The following is a 23,635-nucleotide window of genomic DNA, read 5'->3' as shown; positions in this document are numbered from 1 at the left end:
GCCTCCAAGAGGGGCGGTGTGGCTGATAGAAACCGCAGCCGCTTCATCTCCCACGGCCCGGCGCACCAATCCGTACTTCCTGGCGTAACGATTCGTTTAGCGATGTGCTGCGCGCCAGAATATTTTCGGGCTCATACACGTAATAGAGTTCAGGGGTGGTGCCGTCGAACCTCAAGAGATCTTCATAGGGAATCAGGCGTCTTATGGGCACGCCTTCAGGCACCTGCCCCACGGTAAATAGGTCGTCGTAGAGGATCAGGTCATGGCTGCCCGGTATCACGTAACGCATAAGCAACATGATCTTGTCAGTGGGCCTGCGCCATGCGTACCAAGGAATTTCGACGGCGGCGCCACCGGTGGGGATGGGGTTGACGACATGGGAGGGGTATCGCAAAAAAATAGGCGCCTGCAATCGGATGATCGCGTCCTGCACGGCGGCAGAGGCGATTTTTGAGTAACCCACGATATTGAGCCCTTGGAACAGGATAAAGCTGATCTCCACTTTGCCACCGGCCACGGCACGCACTTTGTCATGAGGTACGAAAAAATCATGAGGCCGACCGGCCGCTACGATAGGGATGTATTGATCGTGCAGTACCCTACCCCCCAGTTTTGGGTAGCCCTGGTAAGACGCAAAAAACGTGTAGCCAACAGGGCCCTGATCCGGATAAGTGAACAACTGCATATGCAAGGGCTCGCCGTTAAGTGACTCAAGGTCGATCAAGCCTGGATAGTTCTGGGTTGCGAAGATAGGCGCGGCATAGTTGGCGCTGCCCACGTCCACGAGCACCGGAATGTTGCGCGAGCGGGGCGTGGATACATTGCGGACGGCGTCGACAACCTGGAAACTCACCAACCGACTGGTGCCATTACCGATCGAGATGATTTGATCGCGGTTGAGTTTTATCTCGGTCTGTTGGCCGACACCGGTTACCTGCTGAGGGGGCGCTAGAAAACTACCAACCTGGCATTCAATGCGATCCAGTGCATGCATATTCGGATAAGGCTCGAAGGTCAGGGTCACGCCTCGCCCGGCCTGAATTTCCCTGATCTCCGTATCGGATATTTTGAAATTGAGTTCGGAATGGCCGGGAGTGATGTGGTCCTGATCCTCCCCGGCCGGGAGGGTTCGCTTGACCATCAGGGTCAGCGGATAAGAGAGGTCATTGGACGGGCCGCCGGTGTACCACACCCTGTACCCCAGTATCAGATCCCCATTGGAGAGGTCGCTGTCCGAAATGGCAAAGGAGAAGCTGCTGCGGGCTTCTTCCCCAGGTTCCAGGGTTTTCTCTGCAAGTACCTTCATCCCCACTATAGAAAGCACCTCAATCTTGTCTCCGGGTTTCGCGGGCCAATTCTTGTCCACCGACACGGTCAGTCCTCTGGCCAGCAACCAGAGCGGAATACCACCGTCATAGCCCGCAAATGCAGGGGACATCCCAGGGACGCGTAGCGTGTCAAGAAACTTGGGTTTGACCGGCGAGGGCTTCTTGGGTTTGGTCGTGGCGGGCTTGCTGTTCTTGGTAGGCATGGCTTTCTCCAATAGAAAGTTGTCACGCGTGACAGGAAATGCTCCTGCGCTTGGACCTATCAAACGCCGTTAAAGAAGGATTTGGCTACTGTCATAATTAACAGGTGGCGACGGGCGGACGGCGCGCAACACGCCCGGTCAGGAACCCTGCAGGATTTGCACTTGACGGCGCAGCGATTCGTTCAAATCCACGGAGCGGGCCCTGACAACAGAGGCGGACTCGGATTCGTACACGAAATACAGATCAGGGGCGTAGCCCACGAACGGTTGAAGATCCGTACCGGTGAGCGCCCACTGAACCGGCTGCCCATCCGACCAGAACGATCCCACCGGCTTCGTCACGCTGAAGAGGATGATTTCGTTGAGTGATTTCACGTAACGCAGGATCAACGTGAGGGTATCTGTCGGTTTGCGCCAGGCGTACCAGGGGATATTCACAACGAGGGAGTTTTCTATGAACACCGTATCTTCAGGGTATTTTTCGAAATAGGGCGCCTCCAATCGAATGACCGACCCCACGACTTCAGCGCAGGTCTGCTTGGAAACGTAAGGGGTCAAGTCGTCTGCCCGGATCAGTTCATAACTGATCGCCACCCATCCTCCGGCCGCAGCACGGACTTTGCTGTAGGGCACTTCATGATAGGTCGCGGTGCCAGCCCTGGTGATCACTTCGATGCGTCGGTGCACCACCTCACCTCCAAGCGGAGGGTAGGCCTTGAAGGTGATCACATACCAGTCTCCCGTCCTGCCGATGTGCCCAGGGGTGTACATGCCAACCTTCAAGTTGGCGCCATTGAGTCTTTCGATATCGATATAGCCCGGCTGATCGTCGGACTGGATGAATGGGCCTTCCCGTTGCGCATTGTCGAGCGCCACCACTACGCGGGTGTACTTGGATCGTGGTGTTGAGGCGTTGCCGACGAGGTCGACGATGTAAAACCCCACCAGCAGGCCATCACTGTCACCGGCTTTAATCATCTGGGCGTGATTAATCACGATAAGGGTTGCCTGGCCGACGCCTGCAACTTTCTGCACGACGTTCAGGCTGCCCCATTGGAAGTGGATGCGATCGCTTGGATGCATATTCGGGTAAGGCTGAACGATTACGCTGACGCCTTTGGCTGCCTCGGGCGGATAGACTTCCAGGGCCGAGAGTGTGTATTTGAGTTGCGAGTGACCCGGCTCAAGCTGATCCAGGTCTTCGCCCGCCGGCAGGTCGGTTTTTACCAAGATACTCAGGGGATAGGATGCCTCGTAGTCGTCGCTGCCTCTGTAATTCACCACGTAACCCAGGCGTAGTTCTCCGTCGGGCAGCTTTTCCCGTGGAATGGAAAAAAAGTAACTGTGGTGTTGTTCCTCTCCCGCCCGGACCGGCTTCATCGCCAAGGACGTCATACTTGGCATCATGACGATATTGATGATGTCGCCGGGACTGGCAACCCAACTGTTATCCACTCGGACCGTCAGCCCGGAGACCATCAGCCAGTCGGGAATCCCTCCGTCGTAACCGTCCACATTGGGAGTCATGCCCGGGATCGACAGGCGAGGAAGCTGCTTGGGCTGCCCAGGGGAGGTCTTGGCGCTTTCAGTGCTCATGCTCTTTATTCTCCTGAACAAGTCCCTGAATGGGGGGGCTGACGCTGTTAACGATTTACCTGCCTCTGGCGATATCAAATACCCACGTTTTCGCGCTGACAACTGTCAGAATTCACAGGTGCTGACAGACGGTCGTGGGTATCTAAGGTGCCACGCCATCGGTCGCCACCTGTTAATTCTGACAGTTGCCAACACCCTGCTACTGGATGTCTGATTTCTCTCAAACCCATGCCCAGTGCGCAGGGGAATGCCGAGGAAACCAGCATGGCCAAGTATCGCGCTCAACCTCCCAGTCTGATCTCCGAGCTGCCCCCGGTGGATATTCCGCTGATGCAACCGCCGATTGCAGGAGATTTGGAGGAGGCCGACGGGGGGATTGGTGTGTCGCATACCCTGAGACCCCTGGTCGTGCATATCGACAGACCAAGCAGTACGCCTGAAGGAACGTTCTTCGAATTGTTCTGGGGCGGCTGTGATCCGGTCGCGTACAACCTGATCCGCGAGGGCGACCAGAACCTGACGCGCATTCCCTTCACCGTGCCCTATGACAGTATTCGCGAGCCGTGGGCAGATCCGGTGTACGTCCGGGTTATTCGCAGCAGCGGAAACGAATCCCGAACCCAGCCTTTGCGTTTGAGGGTCAACCTGCAACATCCGGGTGGACAAGACCCCAATCCCACCCCCGGAAATCAAGGCCTGGTATTTGAGTTGCCGGATGATGTAAGGCTTGGTGGGGTGAGTGCCGATCGGGCCAGGCAGGGTGTGGAGGTGATCGTCAGGCATTGGCTGAACATGGCCGCCTATGACCTGCTTATCCTCGTCTGGGGCTCGGTGCGAATCGAGCGGTTGATCCTGCCCGCCGAAGTCGGGCGGGATATCACCTGCATGCTCGACGAGGATGCAATCAAGGAAGCCGGGGACAGCGACTTGCTGCCAGTGGCCTTCCAGGTTCGCGGACCGACCGGCAACTACCCCGATCCCTGGGCGCCCTGGTCGACCACGGTATTGGTTTCGGTGTACCTGGCAACTGACCGCCTGGACGCACCCTGGGTGCAAGTACCCGAGACCGACCGAGAAATCGATCTGGAAATACTCGGCACTCGGGACGCACAAATCGGCCTGACCGTCGGCGGGGCTGATGCTCGTGTCTACAGTCATGTTTTTCTGTACTGGAACGGGGTAAGTGCCCAGGGCAGTTCGGTTCATTACTTTGAGGATCGGCCACTGTCAGGCGCCAAGGGTTACTTTTTCAATATCGGCAACGCTTTGGTCAGTGCGATCGCCCAAGGCAGTGCGGTGGTGTACTACGAGTTGAAAGGCGCTGGCTTGCCTGACAAACGCTCGCATAACCGTTATCTCACGGTGATCGGCGAGATTGTCAGATGGCCGGCACCGACCGTAGACCAAGCCCTGGGAGAGGATCTGGACCCAGGCTTGCCGTTGATTACGATCCGCTTCCCTGTGCAGGCGAGTTGGGTCAGCACAGACAGGGTACAAGTGACCATCCTGGCCAGCGACGCCGGCGGCACCGTCGATTACACGGCAGGACGGCTCGTGGGCCAGGTTGCCCCCGGCGATGATATGACGTTCGATGTGCCGGGCACTGAGCTCAAGCGTTTTGACGGGCGTTTTATCGACGTGTTCTACAGCGTGACACGGGGCAATGAACAGCCTCAGGAATCCCTGCGCCAGCTATATCAGGTGCACCTGCCGAATGAGATGCCTGTTCCCGAATTGATCCAAGCCACAGGCTCAGGTGTTTCGGTGACCCTTGCGCCGATGAATGCGCAAAATGGTGCAACGCTGAAAGTCAGTTTTTTGCCGATGTACACCACTGACAGCATCAAGGTCACGATGGAAGGGACTGCCGGTGCGGGGTCACCGGTTATTGCGGCGAAGAACGGTTTGACCAGTGGTGTGGTGACGTTTGATATTCCCAAGACGGCGATTGCGGCGAATATCGGCAATACCCACACGATGTTTACCCTCAAGTACGAGCTCACCCGTGGAAATGTCGTTCGGCCGTCGTCGGTGTTGACGGTAACAGTGACCCCGATACCTGCGAGCGAACTGGCGGGAACCGTAATCCAAATCAATGAGGCCAACCCAGCGACGAAGGTGCTGGATCTATCGACCGGAACGGGGAACAGGAGACTGCGGGTCGGCACCTGGCCGTTCATTACGACCAATTCCCCGGTCTGGATTGAGTTCAAGGGTTTCAAAAGCGGAGGGGCGGCGCACAACCTCAAACATTGGAACGGTGGGGGGGCCTATGTGAATACGACCTGGTTCAACCAAGGGTGGTGGGAAAGTCCAATCAGTTATGCGGCCTACTTGAAAGAGTTAGGGGACAACACGCAACTGACACTGCATTTCAAGGCAGCTTTAGTTCCTGGCGTGACGGAGGCCAATGCCATTGTCTTCCCGCAGGTGACCTACACCGTCAAAAGTGCTCCGCCCCCGTTGGTATTTGATACTTCTCCAGCAACGCTGGCTGGTAAGGTGTATGTGATTCGAGGGTACTCACATGCGCTTCCATCCTGGCCTGCCGGAACGACCATGCAACGGCAGGCAACAGGAGGACAGCCGGATTACTATTATTCATCTTCCAATCCAGCCGCCGCGTTTGTGAATCCCACCACAGGTGTTGTCCAGGTGAGCGGAAGAGGTGTTACGACGATAACGGTCCGAGATCAAAAGCAACAAACTGCAAGCTATACATTGACCGTGACCAACGCTATTGCGGTTATTCCACTTGCTCGAGATTTTCTTGAGGATGTTCGTAATGCGCTTGCAAGGGAAGGCGCAAGTATGCCGAGCATGGCTCAGTTACGCGAAATTTATAATACTTATGGGGCAAGATGGCCATTGGACAGTGATGCTCACTGGTCTAGTGATAGAGCGCCTGGCGATAACAGCTATTATTGTTTGAAATTTTCCGATGGCAGCCAAAGCGCTGTAGACGGTCGCTTCAGAGGGTCTGCCGTTGGAATAAAGGTATAACGTCTACGAGGTAATACAGTTGAAAGGCGAAGCAGGTTACGTTGAATCAATCTGCTTCACCTTATCTGAATCCTAAGCACGACATACAGTCAGCAAGCGCACTCAAACAACCTCCAGGTAAGAACTGTGGATCGCCCGCGCCACCCCCCGCACCGTTTCGATGAATTCCGTGAGACGGCTATGCAACCCATCCTCCAGAATTTCATCAATCCCCGTATACCGCAGCCGCGCCTCGAACTCCGCCGCCAACCGCTGCGCCGTGCGCCCGTAACTGCCGGGCAGGTCGGCGAGGATATGACTCAACTCTTCGATACAGGCATGCAACGAACGCGGCACATCGCTGCGTAGCAACAGCAACTCGGACACCGACCGCGCATTCAGCGCATTCGGATACAACTCCGTATACGCCTCGAACGACGATAACGCGCGGAGCAGGGCGCTCCACTGGTAATAGCCGCGTGCCGACAGGTCGCTGACTTCTTCCGACTCTTCGCCGAACATCTCGTAGCGCGCGTCCAGCAGGCGCAGGGTATTGTCCGCGCGTTCGACAAAAGTGCCCAGGCGAATGAACCGATAGGCGTCGTTGCGCATGATGGTGCCCGAGGTGGCGCCGCGGAACAGGTGCGAACGCTGCTTGACCCAGTCACAGAAGTGGCTGATGCCATGGCGTGCCAGGCCGCCGGCGGCGATGCTGCGCATTTCCAGCCAGGTGGCGTTGAGGTTTTCCCACATGTCGGCGGTGATGCGCCCGCGTACCGCATGGGCATTGCCCCGCGCGGCGCGCAGGCAATTGTAGATGCTGGCGGGGTTTTCTTCGTCGAGGGCGAAGAAGTGCAGCATGCGCTCGGCATCCAGGGTTTGATGGCGCTCCAGGTAACTGTCCAGGGTGCCGCTGCTGAGCAACGACATCGCCAGTTCGTCCAGGCCATCGCTACGCCCGGCCTGGGGCATCAGCGACAGCGAATAACTGACTTCGAGCATGCGCGCCAGGTTCTCGGCGCGTTCCAGGTAACGGGACATCCAATACAGATCTGCGGCGGTTCTACTCAACATACTCAGCCCTCCACCACCCAGGTGTCCTTGGTTCCACCGCCTTGCGACGAGTTGACGATCAACGAGCCCTCACGCAATGCCACCCGCGTCAGGCCTCCCGGCACCAGGCGGGTTTCCTTGCCCGAGAGCACAAAGGGCCGCAGGTCGATATGCCGGGGCGCGATGCCGTTTTCGACAAAGGTCGGGCAGGTGGACAGGCTCAGGGTCGGTTGGGCGATATACGCATGGGGGCGGGCCTTGATGCGTTGGCGGAAATCTTCGATCTCGGCCGCCGTGGCCGCTGGGCCGACCAGCATGCCGTAGCCGCCGGAGCCCTGGGTTTCCTTGACCACCAGTTCGGCCAGGTTGGCCAGCACGTGGGACAGTTCATCGGGCTTGCGGCACTGGAAGGTCGGCACGTTTTGCAGGATCGGCTCCTCATCCAGGTAAAACTTGATCATCGCCGGCACATAGGGATAGATCGATTTATCGTCCGCCACGCCGGTGCCGATGGCATTGGCCAGCACCACATTGCCGGCGCAGTAGGCCGCGACCAGCCCTGGCACGCCGAGCATCGATTCGGGATTGAACGCCTGCGGGTCGAGGAACGCGTCGTCGATACGCCGGTAGATCACGTCCACCGCCTTGGGCCCGTCGGTGGTGCGCATGAACACCTTGAGGTCGTGCACGAACAGGTCGGCGCCTTCCACCAGTTCCACGCCCATTTCCCGGGCCAGGAACGCATGTTCGAAGAACGCGCTGTTGAAGCGCCCGGGCGTCAGCACCACCACGTTGGGGTTGTCCAGGCGGCTGGCGCTTTTCAGGGTCTTGAGCAGCAGGTTGGGGTAGTGGTCCACCGGCGCGATGCGCTGCTTGGCGAACACTTCGGGGAACAGGCGCATCATCATCTTGCGGTCTTCGAGCATATAGCTCACGCCGCTGGGGGTGCGCAGGTTGTCTTCGAGCACATAGTAGGTACCGTCGCCGTCGCGTACCAGGTCCACCCCCGAGATGTGGGAATAAATATCGCGGTGCAGGTCCAGGCCGACCATGGCCTTCTGGTAACCCTCGTTGCCCAGCACCTGGTCGGCCGGAATGATCCCGGCCTTGATGATGCGCTGGTCGTGGTAGATGTCGGCGAGGAACATGTTCAGCGCATTGACCCGCTGGATACAGCCGCGCTCGATCACGCTCCACTCACTGGCGGGGATGCTGCGGGGGATGATGTCGAAGGGAATCAGGCGCTCGGTGTCCTGCTCGTCGCCATAGAGGGTGAAGGTGATTCCCGCGCGATGGAACAGCAAATCGGCTTCGCGGCGACGCTGGGCCAGCAATTCCGGCGGCGTGTTGGCCAGCCAGCGGGAGAAGTCCTGATAGTGCGCACGGCACACGCCGTTTGCGTCATTCATTTCATCGAAGAAAGATCGAGCCATTCCAGTACCTTGTCAGTGCCGAGGGACGCATGGGGTTGGCACTGCCGCTTTAAAAAACGCATTTTTTATGAGCCCGTGGCTGATGGTGCCACCGGGCCTGGTCCTTACTTTCTTATGGGGTCGGCTCTGGGTCGGGGGGTAACGAATGTTCCTGTATTCGGGCAGATGAATGGATAAAGCAATGCGTGTGCCGGAATGGGCATCCCGCGCTGATTTCCCTTTGTGGTGAGCCCGCTCACCACAACAAGCTCGCTCGCCACAAAAAAAAGGCCGGCCATGACAAGGCTGCTCACCATAAGGGAGCGGCTTTCGCACCGTGATGGTGCAACAACAAACTTGAACTTCGCCACGGCCCGATTCTTCTAAGGGGTTTGAGCCCAGCAGGGAGCACGGATGTGCCCAGAATCATTTCACCCGACACCCCGGAAGCGAACCTGGCCGACCACAGCGAGCACAACGCCAAGATCTTCGGCTCGCCCAAGGACCGCCTGGACTTCTACCGTCGCGAAATCCAATACGAAACCACCATCCTCGCCAACCGCACCGATGCCTACCTGACGGCGCAGTCGTTCCTGGTGATTGCCTTTGTCTCCGGCATGGGCAACCTCAACCCCGAGTGGGGCAAGTTGTTCACCCTGGTGGTGCCGGTGTTCCTGACGCTGCTCGGCATACTCAGTTCCCTGAATGCCTGGCCGGGGATCCGCGCCGCGTACGAAATCATCGATCACTGGCACTACAAGCAGAGCGAACTGCTGCGCAGCGAGCCGGTGATGGGCATGGCCTACGATGAGTCGCCGCTGTTTTCCGAAATGGAGTCCTCCCATAAGGGCTATCGCAAGTCGCTGCTGTTCTCCATGCGTGCGCCGTGGCTGTTCATGGTGTTCTGGGTGTTGCTGGGGGCGTACGCGTTTTATATCCAGGTGGATAACCCGGGCTCTTAAGCAGTTGGAACTTCAGCGGCCGGCACGGGACCTTACCTTTACGCAGTTTGCGTTTTTCAAACGAGGTGAGCCATGAGCACAGACAAAGACCCCCAGACCAGCAACCGTAACGACCCGGCAATCGACGGCGGCGAACCGGCCCCAGGCACGGCGGCCGATGCACCGAAAGACCCGAAACCCGCCGCCGACCCCAAGGCCAAGGAAAACGACTACAGTCCAGACTTCAAGCCTGAGCGCGAGCCCAAGCCTGAAACCGATGCCGATATCGACACCCAGGGCGGTTAGAGGAGACGATCATGTCCAAAGAACTGGAAGAAGAACTCAACGATCCGGGCAATGAAGACCCGGGTTCCCTGATGGATGATGCAGAAGTACCGCTCAATGATCTGGATGACGCGGCGGATGTGGGCAATACCGAAAAGCCCGATTAATCCCGGCCCTGTAGCTGTCGAGCCCTGGCAAGGCAGCTGCGGGTATGAACAATGTCTCGGCCGTTGAAGCAAACGGTAACGACTGAAGCTGGAACACTCTCGTCAGCCAAGCACACACACCTCAGACAGCATCGCAGGAAGACAGCTGCGCGGCTGGGGAACATTTCCCTCACTCCCTACCGATCTTGGCCGATTATGACTTTTTCCACCGCTACCGCCGCCGCCCGCCCCATAAACACTGCGCCGATAAGTGCCAATTCTTGGGAGGATTCCGAGGACACCTTTGTCATTAAAAATGCCAGGGAAAAATTCAACGAGAGCCTGGTGAAGGACTTGAACAGCGGCAAAATGCCGCCTGACGTCAACAACCTCCTCGAGGCCGTGCTGTCGCCAGGCCAGGCAGGCCTGCCCAACGTGCAAGTCAGGACCTTCGCCGTGGATGGTGTTCAAGCCAAGGACATCATATTCATTCAACGGGTACCGCTTGTACCTGATGGGCCTGACATCGTGCTTTATGTTCCGGAGAAAGACGGCAGTTCATACCAGTCTTTCAATACTGTCGAAGACATGAACGCCTGGTTGCAAACACGCGCTGACGACCCCAGGCTACTCAAGGCATTTACCCGGCACTTTGCGCGGGACAGCGCTCCCGAAAAACAAGCCCATGTCGCCGATACACTGATTCGATTCAGAAACCATGACATCAATGCCGTCGTCGGGCCTTATGCCAACGAAGGTGACGATATATTTGTCCGACTGGACAAGGGGCCGTCCGCACCGCCCGCTGCGGTCAACGGTTTGACAAGGCTTAAGGAAGAACAGATATCCCCGGAAGGGCGGGTGCTTTATTCAGGACTGCGACCGGATGGTACAAAAGTACTCTTTGAATATGACGCCTACGGAAACCTTCAAGGTGGAGATAAAAAGGGCAATTTCTATTTTGTTAAAAACGGCTTGAACAGCCCCAGGCCGCTGGTGCCGATGACGGAAAGTGCATTCAAGCAAACGGTTCGGAACGAAGCGCTCGACAATATCGCTGCAAACGATACGCGGGGGCTCTACGAAGAACTGTTGAGGCACCTTGAACATCCCTCCGCCGGCATCGCCGATGCCCTGCAGGCGTTCGGGGTGAATAAGAACGCCGCCGATGCCACAGAGCGGTACCTGGACAATCCCTTCAGCGCGCTGCTGGTTGATTTGAATACCCGCAACCAGATCGGCAAGGTATTCGGCGTTGACAAGCAGACCATGGACTCGGCATTGAAAGGGGTCGGCGATTTGGCGCAACGGTTCGTTCCTGTTTATGGACAGGCGAGGAGCTTGGGATCGTTACTTGCCAAAGCGATCAGGAATGAGCCTCTCAGTGTTCAGGAGACACGGGACCTTGCTGATAACCTGGCGTTGAAACCCGACAGCCCGGCATTAAAGAACCTGCCTGCAGCGCAGACGCCTGGCAAGCCCTCCGTCGCCATGCCGGTGCAAATGAACGCCCATTAATCTGCCCCCCGCTGGATCTCACCGCTCCAATAACAAGCGCTCCAGTGCTGTCGCGGGTAATGGCCGACTGAACAGATAGCCCTGGATCTGATCACAACCGGCCTCTTTCAAAAACGCCAGTTGCGCCTGGGTTTCCACGCCCTCGGCCACCACCCGCAGGCTCAGGCTGTGGGCCAGCTCGATAATGGTGCGGGTGATCGCGGCGTCCTGGGGGTTACTGGTGACCTCGCGGATAAACGCAATATCGATCTTCAGCGTGTCGATGGGAAAGCGTCGCAGGTAGGCCAGGCTGGAATAACCGGTGCCGAAGTCGTCGATGGAGATCTTCACGCCCATGGCGCGCAGGCGTTGCAGGCTGGCGATGGTGTGCTGGGTATTCTCCATCAGCGAGCCTTCGGTCAGTTCCACTTCCAGCCAATGGGGTTCGACGCCGGTCTCAGTGAGAATGCGCGCGATATCGGCAATCAGGTCGCCCTCGATCAACTGATGGCCGGAGACGTTCACCGACACCTCGACGGCGCCAATCGCGCTGCGCTGCCACGTCGCAATCTGCTGGCATACGCTGCGGATCACCCAGCTTCCCACCTCCACGATCAAACCCAGGCTTTCCAGGACGGGCACGAACACCGCCGGCGATACCGCGCCGTAGCCTGGGCGCTCCCAACGCAGCAGTGCCTCCAGGGCGCAGATCTGCCCGTCGGCCAACGCGACTTTTGGCTGGTAGTGCAGGGTGAACTCATCGTGCTCCACGGCCTGGCGCAGGGCGTTTTCCAGTTCCTGGCGGGCCAGGTCGTGCACGTTCATGCGCGTGCTGTCACCGGCATGTTGGCGCAGTTGCTGCTCAAGCAACTGGCTATGGCGCTTGAGTTGATCGCCGTGGCTCTTGAGCCGCAGCAGGTTGCGCACCCGCAGCCACAGCTCGACCCGTTCCACCGGCTTGCTGATGAACTCTTCAGCACCGGTTTCCAGGCCACTGACCCGCGCACTCGACTCGCTGAGGGCCGACAGCATGATGATCGGAATGCTCGCCGTGGCTGCGTCGCCCTTGAGCTGGCTGGCCACTTCGTAGCCGTCCATGCCTGGCATCATGATGTCCAGCAGGATCAGGTCTGGTGGTTGCTTGGCCACCAGTTGCAAGGCTTCCTCGCCGCTGCCTGCACTCAGGGTCCGGTAGCCCTCGTGTTGCAACAGGGTTTCCAGCAGTTTGCGAACCTGGGGTTCGTCATCAACGATCAACAGCGTTGCGGGTTGGCTGGCCATGGAGAGGACTCATCTGAGGGGGGTGAGGGTGGTGTGTTGCAACAGCGTGTCGATCACCTGGTACAGCTCTTTGTAGCGCAGCGGCTTGCTGATGTAGGCATCGCAACCGGCCAGCCGGGTCTTTTCACGGTCTTCCTTCATGGCCATGGCGGTGAGGGCAATCACCGGGATATGGGCGGTGTGCGGGTCCTGCTTGAGCAGTGCGGTAGCGGCCAGGCCATCCATGCCAGGCAGCTGGATGTCCATCAGGATCAACGCCGGTTGGGCTTCGCGGGCCAGGGTCAGGCCGCTCTCGGCGTCGGCGGCCCACACCACCGTGTGGCCGGCGTTGACCAGCAGCAGCCGGGCCAGGCGCATATTGGCCTCGTTGTCTTCGACGATCAGGATATGGGCCATTGCGCCTCCGTGCTGCGGTGGAGTGGCAGCCACACCACAAACCGGGCGCCCAGGCCTTCACGGCTGGCCACCGCAACGCTGCCACCGTGCAGGTCGACCAGTTGCTTGACCATCGCCAAGCCCAGGCCGGTGCCTTCGAATTTGCGCGCCAGGCTGCTGTCGATCTGGCTGAAGGCCTTGAACAGCTTGCCCATGTCGTCCTCGGCAATACCGATGCCGGTGTCGCTGACGCTCAATTCGAGGAACTGCTGGTGGGCGCTGGGTTGCAGGACAAACCCGTGCATCGGCCAATCGCCGGGCACTCGCCCGACCTGTTCGCGGGCCACCTGGCGCACCGCCAGGGTCACGGAACTGCCGTGCTCGCTGAACTTCACCGCATTGGCCAGCAGGTTGTAGATGATCTGCTTGGTCTTGCGCAGGTCCAGGGCCAGTGTGCCGAAGTCGCCCTGGCTTTCGAGCTTCAACTGGATGCGTTGCAGGGCGGCTTTTTCGCGCACGATCAACAGGCTGTTGGCGAGCAACCCCGCCAGTTCCACGGACTCCAGCTCCAGGTCCATCATCCCGGCTTCGACCTTGGACAGGTCGAGAATGTCGTTGATCAGCGACAACAGGTGCTGGCCGCTGGTAAAGATGTCGCCGATGTATTCGCGCTGGGTCTCACTCATGTCGCCCACCAGCCCGTCCTTCAACGCCTCGGAAAAACCGATCACCGCATTCAGCGGTGTGCGCAATTCGTGGGACATGGTGGCGAGGAATTCGGATTTCATATGGCTGGCATGTTCCAGCTCCAGGTTCTTTTCCTCCAGCGCGCGCTCAAAGCCTTTGCGCTCGGCTTCTTCGTGTTTGCGTGCGGTGTTGTCGGTACCGATCAACAGGTAACCGATGATGGTGTCATGACGGTTACGCAGCGCCGTCACCGAGACCATGGCCGACAGGCGGCTGCCGTCCTTGCGGATATAGGTCAGCTCGTAAATATCCTCGATGCCACGGGAGGCCTTGAACACCAGGGCTTCGAAACCCGGCGTGATCGGCGTGTCCAGCTCCAGGCTGAGGGCGGCGGCGCGGGTGATCAGTTCGGCGGGGTCGGAGATATCGGCGGGGGTGATGCGGTTGAGGACATCCTCGGCGGCATACCCGAGCATGCGTTCGGCGCCGACATTGAAGATCTGGATCACGCCCTTTTCATCGGTGGCGATGCTGGAGAAGTAGGCGCTGTTGAAGATTGCGTCTTGCAGGGCACCGGTCTTCAGCAGGGTCTTCTGGCGTTTGAATTCGACGATTTTTTCGGCCCGCGATTGGGCTTCAAGCGGTGGTCCAGTGACGGGTTTGTCCATGGCGGTGTTTTCCAGGCAGATCGGCCCGGCCGTGTCGATGACAGGGCCGCAGAGCATGCTCACAGAAAATCGCGTGGACGCGATGAGGAGGAGATGAGATCCCCGGACAATAGCAGATACCGCCCGCACTACGGTATGGATACACTCAAACGGGTGTACGCCGACACAGGGCGGCGGGCCGCCCTGTTACCGTGCGGCGCGGTTTAGAGCATCACGCTGCTGATGACCTGGGTGCTGTCATCCGGGTTGATGACGCTGTGGAATCCCAAGGCCTGGTTCAACTCGCGCAACGGCGCATTGGTTGCCGCGTCGACCGTGTACATGCGTTTAAAGCCATTGGCGCGTGCCGCCGTCATCAGGTGCAGCATCAAAAGGCGCCCCAGGCCCAGGTGTTGCCAGGCATCGGCCACGGTGACCGCGCATTCGCATTCATCCGCGTTGGCTGCGGCATAGCGGGCCACGCCGATCTCGATCAGTTGGCCGTTGTCGTGCACCAAGGCGATAAAGGCCATGCGTTGCTGGTTATCGACATCCATCAATTGGTCCATCAGGGTCTTGCCGGGCTCGTTGATTTCCCCCAGGAAGCGCGCGTGCCGCGATTCACGGGACAGGCCCTTGATGAAGTTGTATTCCCGTTCACGGTCGTCGGCGCCGAGGGGGCGCACCAGTGCATGGCGGCCATCGTCGAGCTGATCGATCCAGTGCGGTTTCGGCAGTGCTGCGTAGGCGGGGGCGGCCTGCTGGTTACGTGCTTCGAGGGTAGGCATGGTGTGGGCTCCTGGCGGTCAGCATCGGGCAACAGTGCCTTGCTCGATCATGCCCCCGGGGGCTGGGGCGCCATTGATCTGCATCAAGACGCCTGGCCGCCGGGCAGGGCAGGCGACGTTCGGTCATGCGCATCGGCAAAGGGTTGACCATGATCAACGTTCGGCGCGCCGTCGCGGCGCAGTCTGGTCCCACCCCACATGCCCAGCAGGAGGTCACACCATGGCAACCATGAGAGCCGCTGTCTTCGTTGAGAAAAACCGCATCGTCCTCGAGGATAAACCGATCCCCGAGGTCGGCCCGCTCGACGCCCTGGTGCGGATCACCACCACGACCATCTGCGGCACCGACGTGCATATCCTGCGCGGTGAGTACCCGGTGGCCAAAGGGCTGACGGTGGGCCATGAGCCGGTGGGCATCATCGAGCGGCTGGGCTCCCAGGTGCGCGGTTTCGTCGAAGGGCAACGGGTGATCGCCGGCGCAATCACGCCCAGCGGGCAGAGCTATGCGTGCCTGTGCGGCTGCGGTGCCCAGGACGGCCCCGACACCCGCCATGGTTTCCGTGCCGCCGGCGGCTGGAAATTCGGCAACACCCTCGACGGCTGCCAGGCCGAATACGTGCTGGTGCCCGATGCGCTGGCCAACCTGTGCCCGATCCCCGATGGCCTGAGTGACGAGCAGGTGCTGATGTGCCCGGACATCATGTCCACCGGCTTTTCCGGTGCCGAGCGTGGTGAGGTCAACATTGGCGACACGGTGGCGGTGTTTGCCCTCGGGCCGATCGGCTTGTGCGCGGTAGCGGGGGCACGGCTCAAAGGCGCGTCGATGATCATTGGGGTCGACGGCGTCAGCGAACGCATGGGCGTCGCCCGTGGCCTGGGCGCGACCCATATTGTCGACTTCAAGCAAGGCAACGTGGTCGAGCAGATCATGGCCCTGACCGACGGGCGTGGCGTGGATGTGGCCATCGAGGCGTTGGGCACCCAAGGCACCTTCGAATCGGCCTTGCGCGTGTTGCGTCCCGGTGGCCGCTTGTCCAGCCTTGGGGTGTACTCCAGCGACCTGCGCATCCCCTATGACGCGTTTGGCGCAGGCCTGGGGGATTACAGCATCGTCTCGACCCTGTGCCCCGGCGGCAAGGAACGCATGCGTCGCTTGATGGCGGTGGTCGCCAGCGGCGGGGTGGACCTGTCGCCGCTGGTGACCCACCGCTTCAAGCTCGACGACATTGAGGCGGCCTATGAACTGTTCGCCCATCAGCGCGATGGGGTGATGAAAGTCGCGATTACGCCCTGATACCCGCTGGGCCGATCACTGCGCAATCTCCAGGCTCGCCCGCAGGCCGCCGGCCGCCAGGTTGTCCAGGCGTACCTGGCCGCCCAGGCGTTGGGCGATGGTTTGCACGATGGTCAGGCCCAGGCCGGCGCCCTGGGCATTGCCACGGCTGTAGAACCGCTCGAACAGCCGCTCACGCTGGCTTTCGTCGATGCCAGGCCCCTGATCCTCGACGCTCAGGACCCATCCCCTGGCTGTTTTGCACAACCCCACGGTAATCACCCCGTGCTCCGGGGAGAAGTTCGCCGCGTTGGTCACCAGATTGGTCAGGGCGATGTTGATTGCGCCGGCATCGGTTGTTACGCGGTACTGGGCATCGTCGACATCGAACACCAGCTCGAGGCCTTTGCTCAGCAGCCAGGGTGTCAGCTGAATCAGCGTTTCACGCACCGTTGTCGCCAGGTCGATAGCTTGCACGGCTGGCAGCCCGGCGCTGGGTTCCAGGCGTGCCATGGTCAGCAATTGGTTGACCAGGCGGCTGGTGCGGTCGACACCGCTGATCAGGAAGGCCAGGGACTCGCGCCGTTCGGTTTCAGTGCCGGCTTCCAGCAGGTTTTGCGCGTGCACCCGCAATACCGCCAGGGGCGTGCGCATTTCGTGGGCGGCATCGGCGATAAAGCGCCGCTCGCGGCCGAGCATGTCCTGGATCTGCGCGAGCATGCGGTTCAACGCCGCCTGCATCGGCTCCAACTCCATGGGCAGGGGCGTCAGTTGCATCGGCTCCAGTGAGCCGGAATGCCGCGCGCGCAAGGTGGCGGCCATATCGGCCAGCGGCTTGAGGCCCCAGCCGATGGCCAGCCAGACCATGGCGGCGAGGATCAGGCTGCCCAGCACGTTGGGCCACAGGGTATGCCGCACGATGCGCTGGACCAGGTCGGAGCGCACGTCATCACGCTCGCCGACCCAGATACGCAGGCCGTTGTCCTTGTCCTTGAGCACGAAGCCGCGCCATTGGCGGCCATTAAGGTCGTCGATATTGCTGTACCCCGGCTGTGCGGGGGGCGTGGCGAATGACGGGGCGCTGGTGGTAAACACCAGCAGTTCGCCCTGTGGGCTCCACACCTGGAAGGCGATTTTGCTTTCATAGGGGTGCCCGTCCACCTTGGGCATGGCGTTGCCCAAGGCTTTGTTGAAGGCGCGATACAGGTCGGCCTGGTCCTGGCTGGCCAGCGGCATGCTCATGACGCCCTGGAGCAGGCGGGCGTTCTGCGCCAACTGCGCGTCGTAGACTTCGGCGATTTCGTGATTGCTGTCATGCAGGTTGAGCACGCTGATTACCAGCAGCCCGGTGAGCAGCAGGCCGATAATGAGGCTCAGGGTTCGCCGCCGAATCGAGGTCATTGGCGCTCCTCCACCAGGTAGCCCACGCCGCGCACGGTGCGGATCAGTTCACTGGAGAACTTCTTGCGCAGGTGATGGATATGCACCTCCAGGGTGTTGCTTTCGGCTTCTTCGTTCCAGCCGTAGAGCAACTGCATCAACTGGTCGCGGGTCATCACGCGGCCCGGCGGCGACAGCAGCTCGTGCAGCAGTTGATATTCCTTGGGGGTAAGCAGTACCGGTGCGCCGTGGTAACTGACCTGCTGGGTGCTCGGGTCCAGGCAGATGCCTGCGTGTTCGATCAATACCCGTGCCCGGCCGGCGCTGCGGCGCAGCAGTGCACGCAGGCGTGCCTTGAGTTCGGCCAGGTCGAAGGGCTTGATCAGGTAATCGTCGGCGCCGGCGTCCAGCCCGGCGATGCGGTCTTCGGTGGCATCCCGTGCGGTGAGGATCAGCACCGGCAGGTTGGAGCCGCTGTCACGCAGGCGCCGCAGCACCTCCAAACCGTCCATGCGTGGCAGGCCGAGGTCAAGCACTGCCGCATCGAAGGTTTCGCTGAGCAGCGCATGCAAGGCGCTGCTGCCATCCTGCAGCCAATCGACGGTGTAGCCCTCACGCACCAGCGCCTGGTGAATGCCTTCGCCCAATGCCACGTCATCCTCGATCAGTAAAAGGCGCACGCAGACTCCTTGTCATTTGAGTTTTTGGTTGATGTCAGCCAGCACGCCTTCGATCTCTTTGCGCCGCCCGGCATCGGCGGTTTCGCGACCGGGCCGGGGCGCGGCCAGCAGGGCTTTTTGCAAGGCTTCACGGGCTTCGCCATAGCGTTTTTGCCGGTACAGGTGGTCACCCCAGAAGTACAGACTATCAATGCCTGCCGGGTTCAGTTGCAAGGCTTGTTTGAGCAGCGCTTCGGCCTTGTCCGCATCACCGAAGCCGATCGGCCAGCCGGGCACCCGGTCGTACAGGGCGGCCAGGCTGGTATAGGCCGAGCCTTGCAGGGCCTGGGGATCCAGGGCGAGAGCTTTTTCCAGGTCGACCTTGGCCGCCTTGACCTTGCTTAACGCGCCAAGCCCGCCCTGGGCACCCGCCCAACTGCTGGTGACGATGCCTGACCAGATCCACGCCTCGGCGGCTTGGGGGCGGTCGTGGGTGAAGGCCGTAGCCTGGGTGGCGAGTTGTTCAAAAGCCTGGGTCCGTTGTTCCTCGGGCAGGTTGTATTGGATGTGCGCCCAGCGCGTCTGGATCTCGTTGAGGCGTTGTTGGTCGACGGCGTCCATCGCCCAGGTGAAGGGGCTCAGGGCGGTGAGCAGCAGCGCGGTAAAGAGTTGTTTCATGGCTTCGGGTCCTTATTCTCAGGTGTGTCGCTCAGGCGGCGTACCAGCGGCAGCTGTTTACGCAAACCCCGGTCGACCAGGTTCGGCAGCAGGCTGTTGAGGCGCACAAAAAAACGCTCCGGCCAGCCCAGGTACAGATCGCGACGCTGGTTGGCTATGGCCTGGATCACGGCCGATGCCACGGTGTGCGGGTCATCGACGTTGGATTTGAGCGCATCGTTCAAAGCCTGCGCCGCCGGGCTGTTCATCGCGGTGCGGGTCGCGCGCGGTGCTACGTACAGCACGCCGACGCGGGTGTCGGCCAGTTCCCGGCGCAACGCTTCGGAAAACCCGCGCAAGGCAAACTTGCTGGCGCAGTAGGTGGCGTAGCCGGGGTAGCCGATGGAGCCATAGGTGGAACCGACATTCACCACCATGGCGCTCGGTGCCTGCTTGAGCAGCGGAAGCAGAAGCTTGGTCAGGCAGATCGGCGCGGTGATGTTCAGCGCCAGCATGCCGTTGATGTCGCTGTCTTCAAGTTGCTCAAGCATGGCGAAGTGATTGATGCCGGCGGCGTTGATCAGCAGGTTGATGCCGCCGATGGCTTCGGCGGCGGCCAGCACCTTACGGCGGTCGGCGAGGAAGGTCAGGTCGGCACCGACCCAGCAGAGTTGCTCCGGGTAGCGCTCAAGCAACCCCTCCAGTGGTGCACGGTGACGGGCCACGGCCAGCACCTGCGCACCACTGGCACACAGGGCGGTGGCAATCGCCAGGCCGATGCCACCGCTGGCGCCGGTCAGCACCACGCGCGTTTCAGACAGGCGCATGGGGCGCCTCCCCGAGACGCGGCAGGCTGCGGAACATGTCGGTGTAGAGCGCATACACCACCTTGGAGGCGCGTATCACCGCGGCCTGGTCGTCGGGGTCGTCCAGGCTGTTCATCAAGCGGCGATAGGTTTCCATGTGGCCGATATCCAGGGATCCGTGGGAACTCAGGTAGCTGAACGCCGTTGCCGGCAGTTGCAAGCGCTCACGGATGCTGCCGGCCGCGTGGGTGGCCAGGGCGATGCTGGTGCCTTCGAGCACATTGACCATGCCGAACAGGCCGACCGGGTTGTCACGGGCGATCAGGTCGTAGAGGTAGCTGACCATCAACTCGATGGGCAAACCGGGGCGCCCGTCACGTACCGCGTCGTCATCACCGCCGCAGGCGGCAATGTCATCGAGCACCCACTGCTCGTGGCCGTATTCATCCTCGATGTACTCGCAGACAGCCTTGCGCAGCCATTCCAGGCGCGAAGGCAGGCGCGCACCGCAGGCCATCATCAACGGCACGGTATGCCGCACGTGGTAGTAGGCCTGGGCCAGGAACGCGCGATAGCTGTCGAGGCTGACCTTGCCCTCCAGGGCGTCGCGGATGATCGGCAGGTTGAACAGCGCATGGCGCTCCTGCTGGGTGGCTTCTTGCAGCGTGTCGAAAAAATTCACGATGAGGCTTCCTCGTTGAATGCCGGGGCAAATTGGGCTTGATAACGGGCGACGATGGCGTCGCGCCGTGGCCGGCCATTGGCGGTGAGCAAGCCATTGGCGGCGGTGAAGGGGTGCGTCAGGCGCGTCCAGCGATGCGCCTGGGCGTAGTCCGGCAGGCCGCTGTTGGCCTCGGCCACGGCGGCGGCCAGTTGCGCGTCGCTGCAGTCGGCGCGATGGGGCCAGAGCAGGGCGTGGTTCTGCGGCAGGGCTTCGCCATACACGAACGCCTGGGCGATCACACCGCCCTGGGTCAGCTCGGCCTCGACCCAATCCGGGTTGACGTTGCGCCCGTAACTGGTAACGAACTGATGTTTCTTGCGGCCCTTGAGGTAGAGAAAACCGTCCTCGTCAAAGGCGCCGAGGTCGCCGCTGGGCCACCATTGCTCGGGTTGGTCTGTCTGGCCCAGGTAGCCGAGCAACGTCGAGCCCTTGATCAGCACTTCATCGTCTTCGGCCAGGCGGATTTCCACGTGGGGCAGTGGCCGGCCGACACTACCAGGACGGTGTGCCTCGGGACGATTGAGGCTCACCACCGAGGCGCATTCCGACAGCCCATAACCTTCGTATACCGGCACGCCCAGTTGCTGCGCGCGCTGCAGCAAGGCCTTGGAGACGCGCGCACCGCCGACGGCGGCAAAGCGCAGGCCCTGTGGGCTGAAGGCCTTTTGATCGGCAGCAATCACCAGCATCAACAGCAATTGCGGCACCAGGATCAGGCTGTGGGGCTGACGCGTTGCCAGGCAGCCAAGCAATTGTGCGGCGTCCACCGCGCTGGCGCCCTGGATGCCCAGGCTCTTCTGGCTGGGCAAGCTGAGGGTGGCGCCGGCGTAGAGCGCGGCGTAGCAACCGAGGTTTTCCAGCAAAATCGCGATGGGCAACAGCGCCAGGTGGTGGCGTGGGTCGCTGCCGTGGCTGGCCTGGTACAGCTCGCGGGCCACCCGCAGCAGGCTGTCGGCGCCCAGGCACACGCCCTTGGGCGCGCCGGTGGTGCCGGAGGTGAACGTTACCTTGGCGGTACCCACGGGTATCGAAGGGCGGCCTTCAAAGGCGCGGCACCAGAATTCGCCGCACGGTTGATAGCCGTTGGCGCGCAATTCAGCCGCCAGATGCGGCTCGGCGATCACCCGTTCGGCGTGGCTTTGTTCCAGGCAATGGGCGCGCTGGGCCGGGCTGAAGAACGGCGGCAAGGTCAGGCAGGTCAGGCCTTCGAACAGCACTGCCAGGTCCCACAGCATGGCCTCGACGCCATTGTCCAGGGCCAGGGCGACCACCTTGACGCCTTCGTCGCGCAGGCGCTCCTGCCGATACGCCACTTCGGCGAACATCTGGGCGTAATCCATTTTCAAGCTGTCGCCCCACAGGGCGATGGCGCCATCGTTGCGTTCGGCATGGCTACGCAGTACGGCGTGGAAGCGGCGGGTTTCAGGCGACATGGCTGGCATCCTCGAGGGTGGTTGGCAACCCCAGGCGTGAGAACAGGCCCATGTTGCGCAAATGGATGAACCCGGCGCGGATATTGCCGACATGCACCCACGGTTGGCTTTCGTAGTAACTGCCCCAGTGATTGCGCTCATCGCCGAGGCGCTGCGGGTCGGCCGCGCACAGGGTGACGGGCTTCAAGCCCAGGCGGTGGAAGCTGTTGACCAGGCCGATATTGCCGGTGAACGCCACCCACTCCAGGCCGCCCATGGCCAGCAGCCAGGTAATGGCGATGATGCTCAGGCGCGCACTGCCGGTGTCGCTGGCCGCGAGGTTGCCGACTTCGGCGATGGCGCCGCGCTCCACGGGGTGTTCGGCGGCGGCACTGATCAGCGGGTCGATCGGATGGTCCAGGTAACGCTCCAGGAACAACGGCTCGGCGCTTGCCAGGCGCACACCGGCAACGGCACACAGCTCGCCGTCGGCCTGGCTGACGCCAAACAACTGCGGCATGAAGTGGCGGATATCGGCGCCGTGGGCAAGGCGAAAACGTTGTTGGATAAACGCTTCGAAGGCAGGCCGCTGCGGGTCTTGGGGCAGGGCGCGGGACAGGCGCAGCGGTGCACTGTCGGCATGGCCGAACAGCAGCGGCAAGGAAATGTTCCAATCGATATCGGGCATTGGCAGTACGCCTCCCCAGTGAAGTTGGGAGGAGTATCGGAGGCATTTCTTAACGAAGTCTGAAGGTGGCAAAAGGATATTTTTCCCGATCTTCAGACTGCCTTAAGACTTCGCGGACAGGGTGGCGCGGTCTTTCCACGGCCGCTTGCGGCCACCATCTGCACAAGGCCCCATCCATGACTGAACGTCTGCTGACACAGCGCTACACGAAGCTGTCGATGACCCTGCACTGGCTGATGCTGGCGCTGTTTGTCGGCGTGTACGCCTGCATTGAAATCAAAGGCCTGCTGCCTCGCGGCCATGCATTGAAGGGCGTGTTGCTCGGCGGTCACGGGCTGTTCGGCATCGGGATTTTCCTGCTGGTCTGGCTGCGCCTGCTGGGACGCCTGGCGCCGCGCCCGGCGATCCTGCCGCGTCCACCGGCCTGGCAGACTGCCGTGGCGCACCTGATGCACCTGGCACTGTATGGCTTGATGATCGTGACACCGCTGCTGGCCTGGCTGATGCTCAACGCCGCAGGCAAGCCCGTGCCGTATTTCGAGTTCGCCTTGCCATCGCTGGTGGCGGTGGACCCCGACCTGGCCAAGCAACTCAAGCACTGGCATGAGTGGCTGGGCAGCGCCGGCTATTGGTTGATCGGCCTGCATGCTGCCGCGGGGCTGTTCCACCATTACTGGGTGCGTGACAACACCCTGGTGCGCATGCTGCCAAAACGTTAGAAATGCCAAAATTGCACTTTATGCGCTTGATGAAACGTTTCTTCTAGCGACAAACGGCCTGCGCAAGCGCTTGCGTAAGTAAATGTATCTGATTAG

General features: G+C 60.8%; 22 protein-coding genes. 7 read left to right on the top strand and 15 right to left on the bottom strand.

What is annotated here, in order from left to right:
• Nucleotides 1-43: 43 nt before the first annotated feature.
• Together C8K58_RS04710 and C8K58_RS04705 are read right to left on the bottom strand one after the other, a co-directional pair.
• Entirely contained in the window at nt 44-1,531 is a 1,488-nt protein-coding gene (locus C8K58_RS04710) for a hypothetical protein (protein ID WP_108573161.1), read from the bottom strand.
• Nucleotides 1,532-1,669: 138 nt separating this feature from the next.
• A complete protein-coding gene (locus tag C8K58_RS04705) occupies nt 1,670-3,127 on the bottom strand; it encodes a hypothetical protein (RefSeq protein ID WP_108573159.1) in 1,458 nt (485 codons plus the stop codon).
• Between the two features lie 264 nt (nt 3,128-3,391).
• Between C8K58_RS04705 and C8K58_RS04700 the strand changes: the two genes are divergently transcribed.
• The gene (locus tag C8K58_RS04700; protein ID WP_133822105.1) at nt 3,392-6,130 is read left to right on the top strand and encodes a hypothetical protein; all 2,739 of its coding nucleotides are present in this window, start codon (nt 3,392-3,394) and stop codon (nt 6,128-6,130) included.
• A 102-nt stretch (nt 6,131-6,232) separates the two neighbouring features.
• Here C8K58_RS04700 and C8K58_RS04695 read toward each other — a convergent pair whose 3' ends face one another.
• Together C8K58_RS04695 and C8K58_RS04690 are read right to left on the bottom strand one after the other, a co-directional pair.
• Complete coding sequence (locus C8K58_RS04695; RefSeq protein WP_027605793.1) at nt 6,233-7,183, bottom strand: alpha-E domain-containing protein; 951 nt, start codon at nt 7,181-7,183, stop codon at nt 6,233-6,235.
• Nucleotides 7,184-7,185: 2 nt separating this feature from the next.
• The gene (locus C8K58_RS04690; RefSeq protein ID WP_027605794.1) at nt 7,186-8,595 is read right to left on the bottom strand and encodes a circularly permuted type 2 ATP-grasp protein; all 1,410 of its coding nucleotides are present in this window, start codon (nt 8,593-8,595) and stop codon (nt 7,186-7,188) included.
• Between the two features lie 395 nt (nt 8,596-8,990).
• Here C8K58_RS04690 and C8K58_RS04685 point away from each other — a divergent pair, with 395 nt between their 5' ends.
• The 4 genes from C8K58_RS04685 (at nt 8,991) to C8K58_RS04675 (ending at nt 11,464) form a co-directional block, all read left to right on the top strand.
• A complete protein-coding gene (locus C8K58_RS04685) occupies nt 8,991-9,536 on the top strand; it encodes a hypothetical protein (protein WP_027605795.1) in 546 nt (181 codons plus the stop codon).
• Between the two features lie 72 nt (nt 9,537-9,608).
• Nucleotides 9,609-9,821 (top strand): hypothetical protein, encoded by a 213-nt coding sequence (locus tag C8K58_RS04680; protein WP_092358066.1) that lies wholly within the window; start codon nt 9,609-9,611, stop codon nt 9,819-9,821.
• Nucleotides 9,822-9,832: 11 nt separating this feature from the next.
• The gene (locus C8K58_RS32645; protein WP_256221203.1) at nt 9,833-9,967 is read left to right on the top strand and encodes a hypothetical protein; all 135 of its coding nucleotides are present in this window, start codon (nt 9,833-9,835) and stop codon (nt 9,965-9,967) included.
• 195 nt (nt 9,968-10,162) lie between these two features.
• A complete protein-coding gene (locus C8K58_RS04675; RefSeq protein WP_098479537.1) occupies nt 10,163-11,464 on the top strand; it encodes a dermonecrotic toxin domain-containing protein in 1,302 nt (433 codons plus the stop codon).
• A gap of 18 nt (nt 11,465-11,482) precedes the next feature.
• Here C8K58_RS04675 and C8K58_RS04670 read toward each other — a convergent pair whose 3' ends face one another.
• From C8K58_RS04670 to C8K58_RS04655, 4 genes are all read right to left on the bottom strand, one after another.
• Nucleotides 11,483-12,724 carry an EAL domain-containing response regulator gene (locus C8K58_RS04670; protein WP_027605797.1) on the bottom strand — a complete coding sequence of 414 codons (1,242 nt, stop codon included), beginning with the start codon at nt 12,722-12,724 and terminating at the stop codon, nt 11,483-11,485.
• A gap of 9 nt (nt 12,725-12,733) precedes the next feature.
• On the bottom strand, nt 12,734-13,120 hold the full coding sequence (locus C8K58_RS04665; RefSeq protein ID WP_027605798.1) for a response regulator: 387 nt from the start codon (nt 13,118-13,120) through the stop codon (nt 12,734-12,736).
• A complete protein-coding gene (locus C8K58_RS04660) occupies nt 13,105-14,454 on the bottom strand; it encodes a HAMP domain-containing sensor histidine kinase (protein ID WP_027605799.1) in 1,350 nt (449 codons plus the stop codon). The genes C8K58_RS04665 and C8K58_RS04660 overlap by 16 nt, the downstream gene beginning before the upstream one ends.
• A 203-nt stretch (nt 14,455-14,657) precedes the next feature.
• Entirely contained in the window at nt 14,658-15,221 is a 564-nt protein-coding gene (locus C8K58_RS04655; RefSeq protein WP_027605800.1) for a GNAT family N-acetyltransferase, read from the bottom strand.
• A gap of 220 nt (nt 15,222-15,441) precedes the next feature.
• On the opposite strand from C8K58_RS04655, the gene C8K58_RS04650 reads away from it, so the two are divergent.
• A complete protein-coding gene (locus C8K58_RS04650) occupies nt 15,442-16,515 on the top strand; it encodes an NAD(P)-dependent alcohol dehydrogenase (RefSeq protein ID WP_027605801.1) in 1,074 nt (357 codons plus the stop codon).
• Between the two features lie 15 nt (nt 16,516-16,530).
• Here the strand turns inward: C8K58_RS04650 and C8K58_RS04645 are convergent, their stop codons facing one another.
• The 7 genes from C8K58_RS04645 to C8K58_RS04615 are packed head-to-tail and all read right to left on the bottom strand — an operon-like array spanning nt 16,531 to nt 22,820.
• Complete coding sequence (locus C8K58_RS04645; RefSeq protein WP_027605802.1) at nt 16,531-17,895, bottom strand: ATP-binding protein; 1,365 nt, start codon at nt 17,893-17,895, stop codon at nt 16,531-16,533.
• The gene (locus C8K58_RS04640) at nt 17,892-18,554 is read right to left on the bottom strand and encodes a response regulator (protein WP_027605803.1); all 663 of its coding nucleotides are present in this window, start codon (nt 18,552-18,554) and stop codon (nt 17,892-17,894) included. The genes C8K58_RS04645 and C8K58_RS04640 overlap by 4 nt, the downstream gene beginning before the upstream one ends.
• A gap of 12 nt (nt 18,555-18,566) precedes the next feature.
• Entirely contained in the window at nt 18,567-19,211 is a 645-nt protein-coding gene (locus C8K58_RS04635) for a tetratricopeptide repeat protein (RefSeq protein WP_027605804.1), read from the bottom strand.
• Complete coding sequence (locus C8K58_RS04630; protein WP_027605805.1) at nt 19,208-20,017, bottom strand: SDR family oxidoreductase; 810 nt, start codon at nt 20,015-20,017, stop codon at nt 19,208-19,210. The genes C8K58_RS04635 and C8K58_RS04630 overlap by 4 nt, the downstream gene beginning before the upstream one ends.
• Entirely contained in the window at nt 20,004-20,678 is a 675-nt protein-coding gene (locus C8K58_RS04625) for a TenA family transcriptional regulator (protein WP_027605806.1), read from the bottom strand. Before C8K58_RS04625 ends, C8K58_RS04630 begins: the two co-directional genes overlap by 14 nt.
• Nucleotides 20,675-22,153, bottom strand: a complete 1,479-nt coding sequence (locus tag C8K58_RS04620; protein WP_108573155.1) for an AMP-binding protein — start codon at nt 22,151-22,153, stop codon at nt 20,675-20,677. The genes C8K58_RS04625 and C8K58_RS04620 overlap by 4 nt, the downstream gene beginning before the upstream one ends.
• On the bottom strand, nt 22,143-22,820 hold the full coding sequence (locus tag C8K58_RS04615) for a thermostable hemolysin (protein WP_108573153.1): 678 nt from the start codon (nt 22,818-22,820) through the stop codon (nt 22,143-22,145). Before C8K58_RS04615 ends, C8K58_RS04620 begins: the two co-directional genes overlap by 11 nt.
• A 176-nt stretch (nt 22,821-22,996) precedes the next feature.
• Here C8K58_RS04615 and C8K58_RS04610 point away from each other — a divergent pair, with 176 nt between their 5' ends.
• Nucleotides 22,997-23,539 carry a cytochrome b gene (locus C8K58_RS04610; protein ID WP_108573151.1) on the top strand — a complete coding sequence of 181 codons (543 nt, stop codon included), beginning with the start codon at nt 22,997-22,999 and terminating at the stop codon, nt 23,537-23,539.
• The last annotated feature ends 96 nt before the right edge of the window (nt 23,540-23,635 follow it).

The organism is Pseudomonas sp. GV047, assembly GCF_003058245.1.
Lineage (GTDB): Bacteria > Pseudomonadota > Gammaproteobacteria > Pseudomonadales > Pseudomonadaceae > Aquipseudomonas > Aquipseudomonas marginalis.
The sequence above is the reverse complement of the archived record's forward strand: the minus strand, read 5'-3'. Positions and strand labels throughout refer to the sequence as shown.

Coding starts and splice junctions, on each gene's coding strand:
- C8K58_RS04615 (WP_108573153.1), bottom strand. CDS start 22,820: ATGCCCGATATCGATTGGAACATTTCCTTGCCGCTGCTGTTCGGCCAT.
- C8K58_RS04710 (WP_108573161.1), bottom strand. CDS start 1,531: ATGCCTACCAAGAACAGCAAGCCCGCCACGACCAAACCCAAGAAGCCC.
- C8K58_RS04665 (WP_027605798.1), bottom strand. CDS start 13,120: ATGGCCCATATCCTGATCGTCGAAGACAACGAGGCCAATATGCGCCTG.
- C8K58_RS04695 (WP_027605793.1), bottom strand. CDS start 7,183: ATGTTGAGTAGAACCGCCGCAGATCTGTATTGGATGTCCCGTTACCTG.
- C8K58_RS04655 (WP_027605800.1), bottom strand. CDS start 15,221: ATGCCTACCCTCGAAGCACGTAACCAGCAGGCCGCCCCCGCCTACGCA.
- C8K58_RS04650 (WP_027605801.1), top strand. CDS start 15,442: ATGGCAACCATGAGAGCCGCTGTCTTCGTTGAGAAAAACCGCATCGTC.
- C8K58_RS04670 (WP_027605797.1), bottom strand. CDS start 12,724: ATGGCCAGCCAACCCGCAACGCTGTTGATCGTTGATGACGAACCCCAG.
- C8K58_RS04675 (WP_098479537.1), top strand. CDS start 10,163: ATGACTTTTTCCACCGCTACCGCCGCCGCCCGCCCCATAAACACTGCG.
- C8K58_RS04620 (WP_108573155.1), bottom strand. CDS start 22,153: ATGTCGCCTGAAACCCGCCGCTTCCACGCCGTACTGCGTAGCCATGCC.
- C8K58_RS04690 (WP_027605794.1), bottom strand. CDS start 8,595: ATGGCTCGATCTTTCTTCGATGAAATGAATGACGCAAACGGCGTGTGC.
- C8K58_RS32645 (WP_256221203.1), top strand. CDS start 9,833: ATGTCCAAAGAACTGGAAGAAGAACTCAACGATCCGGGCAATGAAGAC.
- C8K58_RS04680 (WP_092358066.1), top strand. CDS start 9,609: ATGAGCACAGACAAAGACCCCCAGACCAGCAACCGTAACGACCCGGCA.
- C8K58_RS04630 (WP_027605805.1), bottom strand. CDS start 20,017: ATGCGCCTGTCTGAAACGCGCGTGGTGCTGACCGGCGCCAGCGGTGGC.
- C8K58_RS04700 (WP_133822105.1), top strand. CDS start 3,392: ATGGCCAAGTATCGCGCTCAACCTCCCAGTCTGATCTCCGAGCTGCCC.
- C8K58_RS04635 (WP_027605804.1), bottom strand. CDS start 19,211: ATGAAACAACTCTTTACCGCGCTGCTGCTCACCGCCCTGAGCCCCTTC.
- C8K58_RS04645 (WP_027605802.1), bottom strand. CDS start 17,895: ATGACCTCGATTCGGCGGCGAACCCTGAGCCTCATTATCGGCCTGCTG.
- C8K58_RS04610 (WP_108573151.1), top strand. CDS start 22,997: ATGACTGAACGTCTGCTGACACAGCGCTACACGAAGCTGTCGATGACC.
- C8K58_RS04660 (WP_027605799.1), bottom strand. CDS start 14,454: ATGGACAAACCCGTCACTGGACCACCGCTTGAAGCCCAATCGCGGGCC.
- C8K58_RS04705 (WP_108573159.1), bottom strand. CDS start 3,127: ATGAGCACTGAAAGCGCCAAGACCTCCCCTGGGCAGCCCAAGCAGCTT.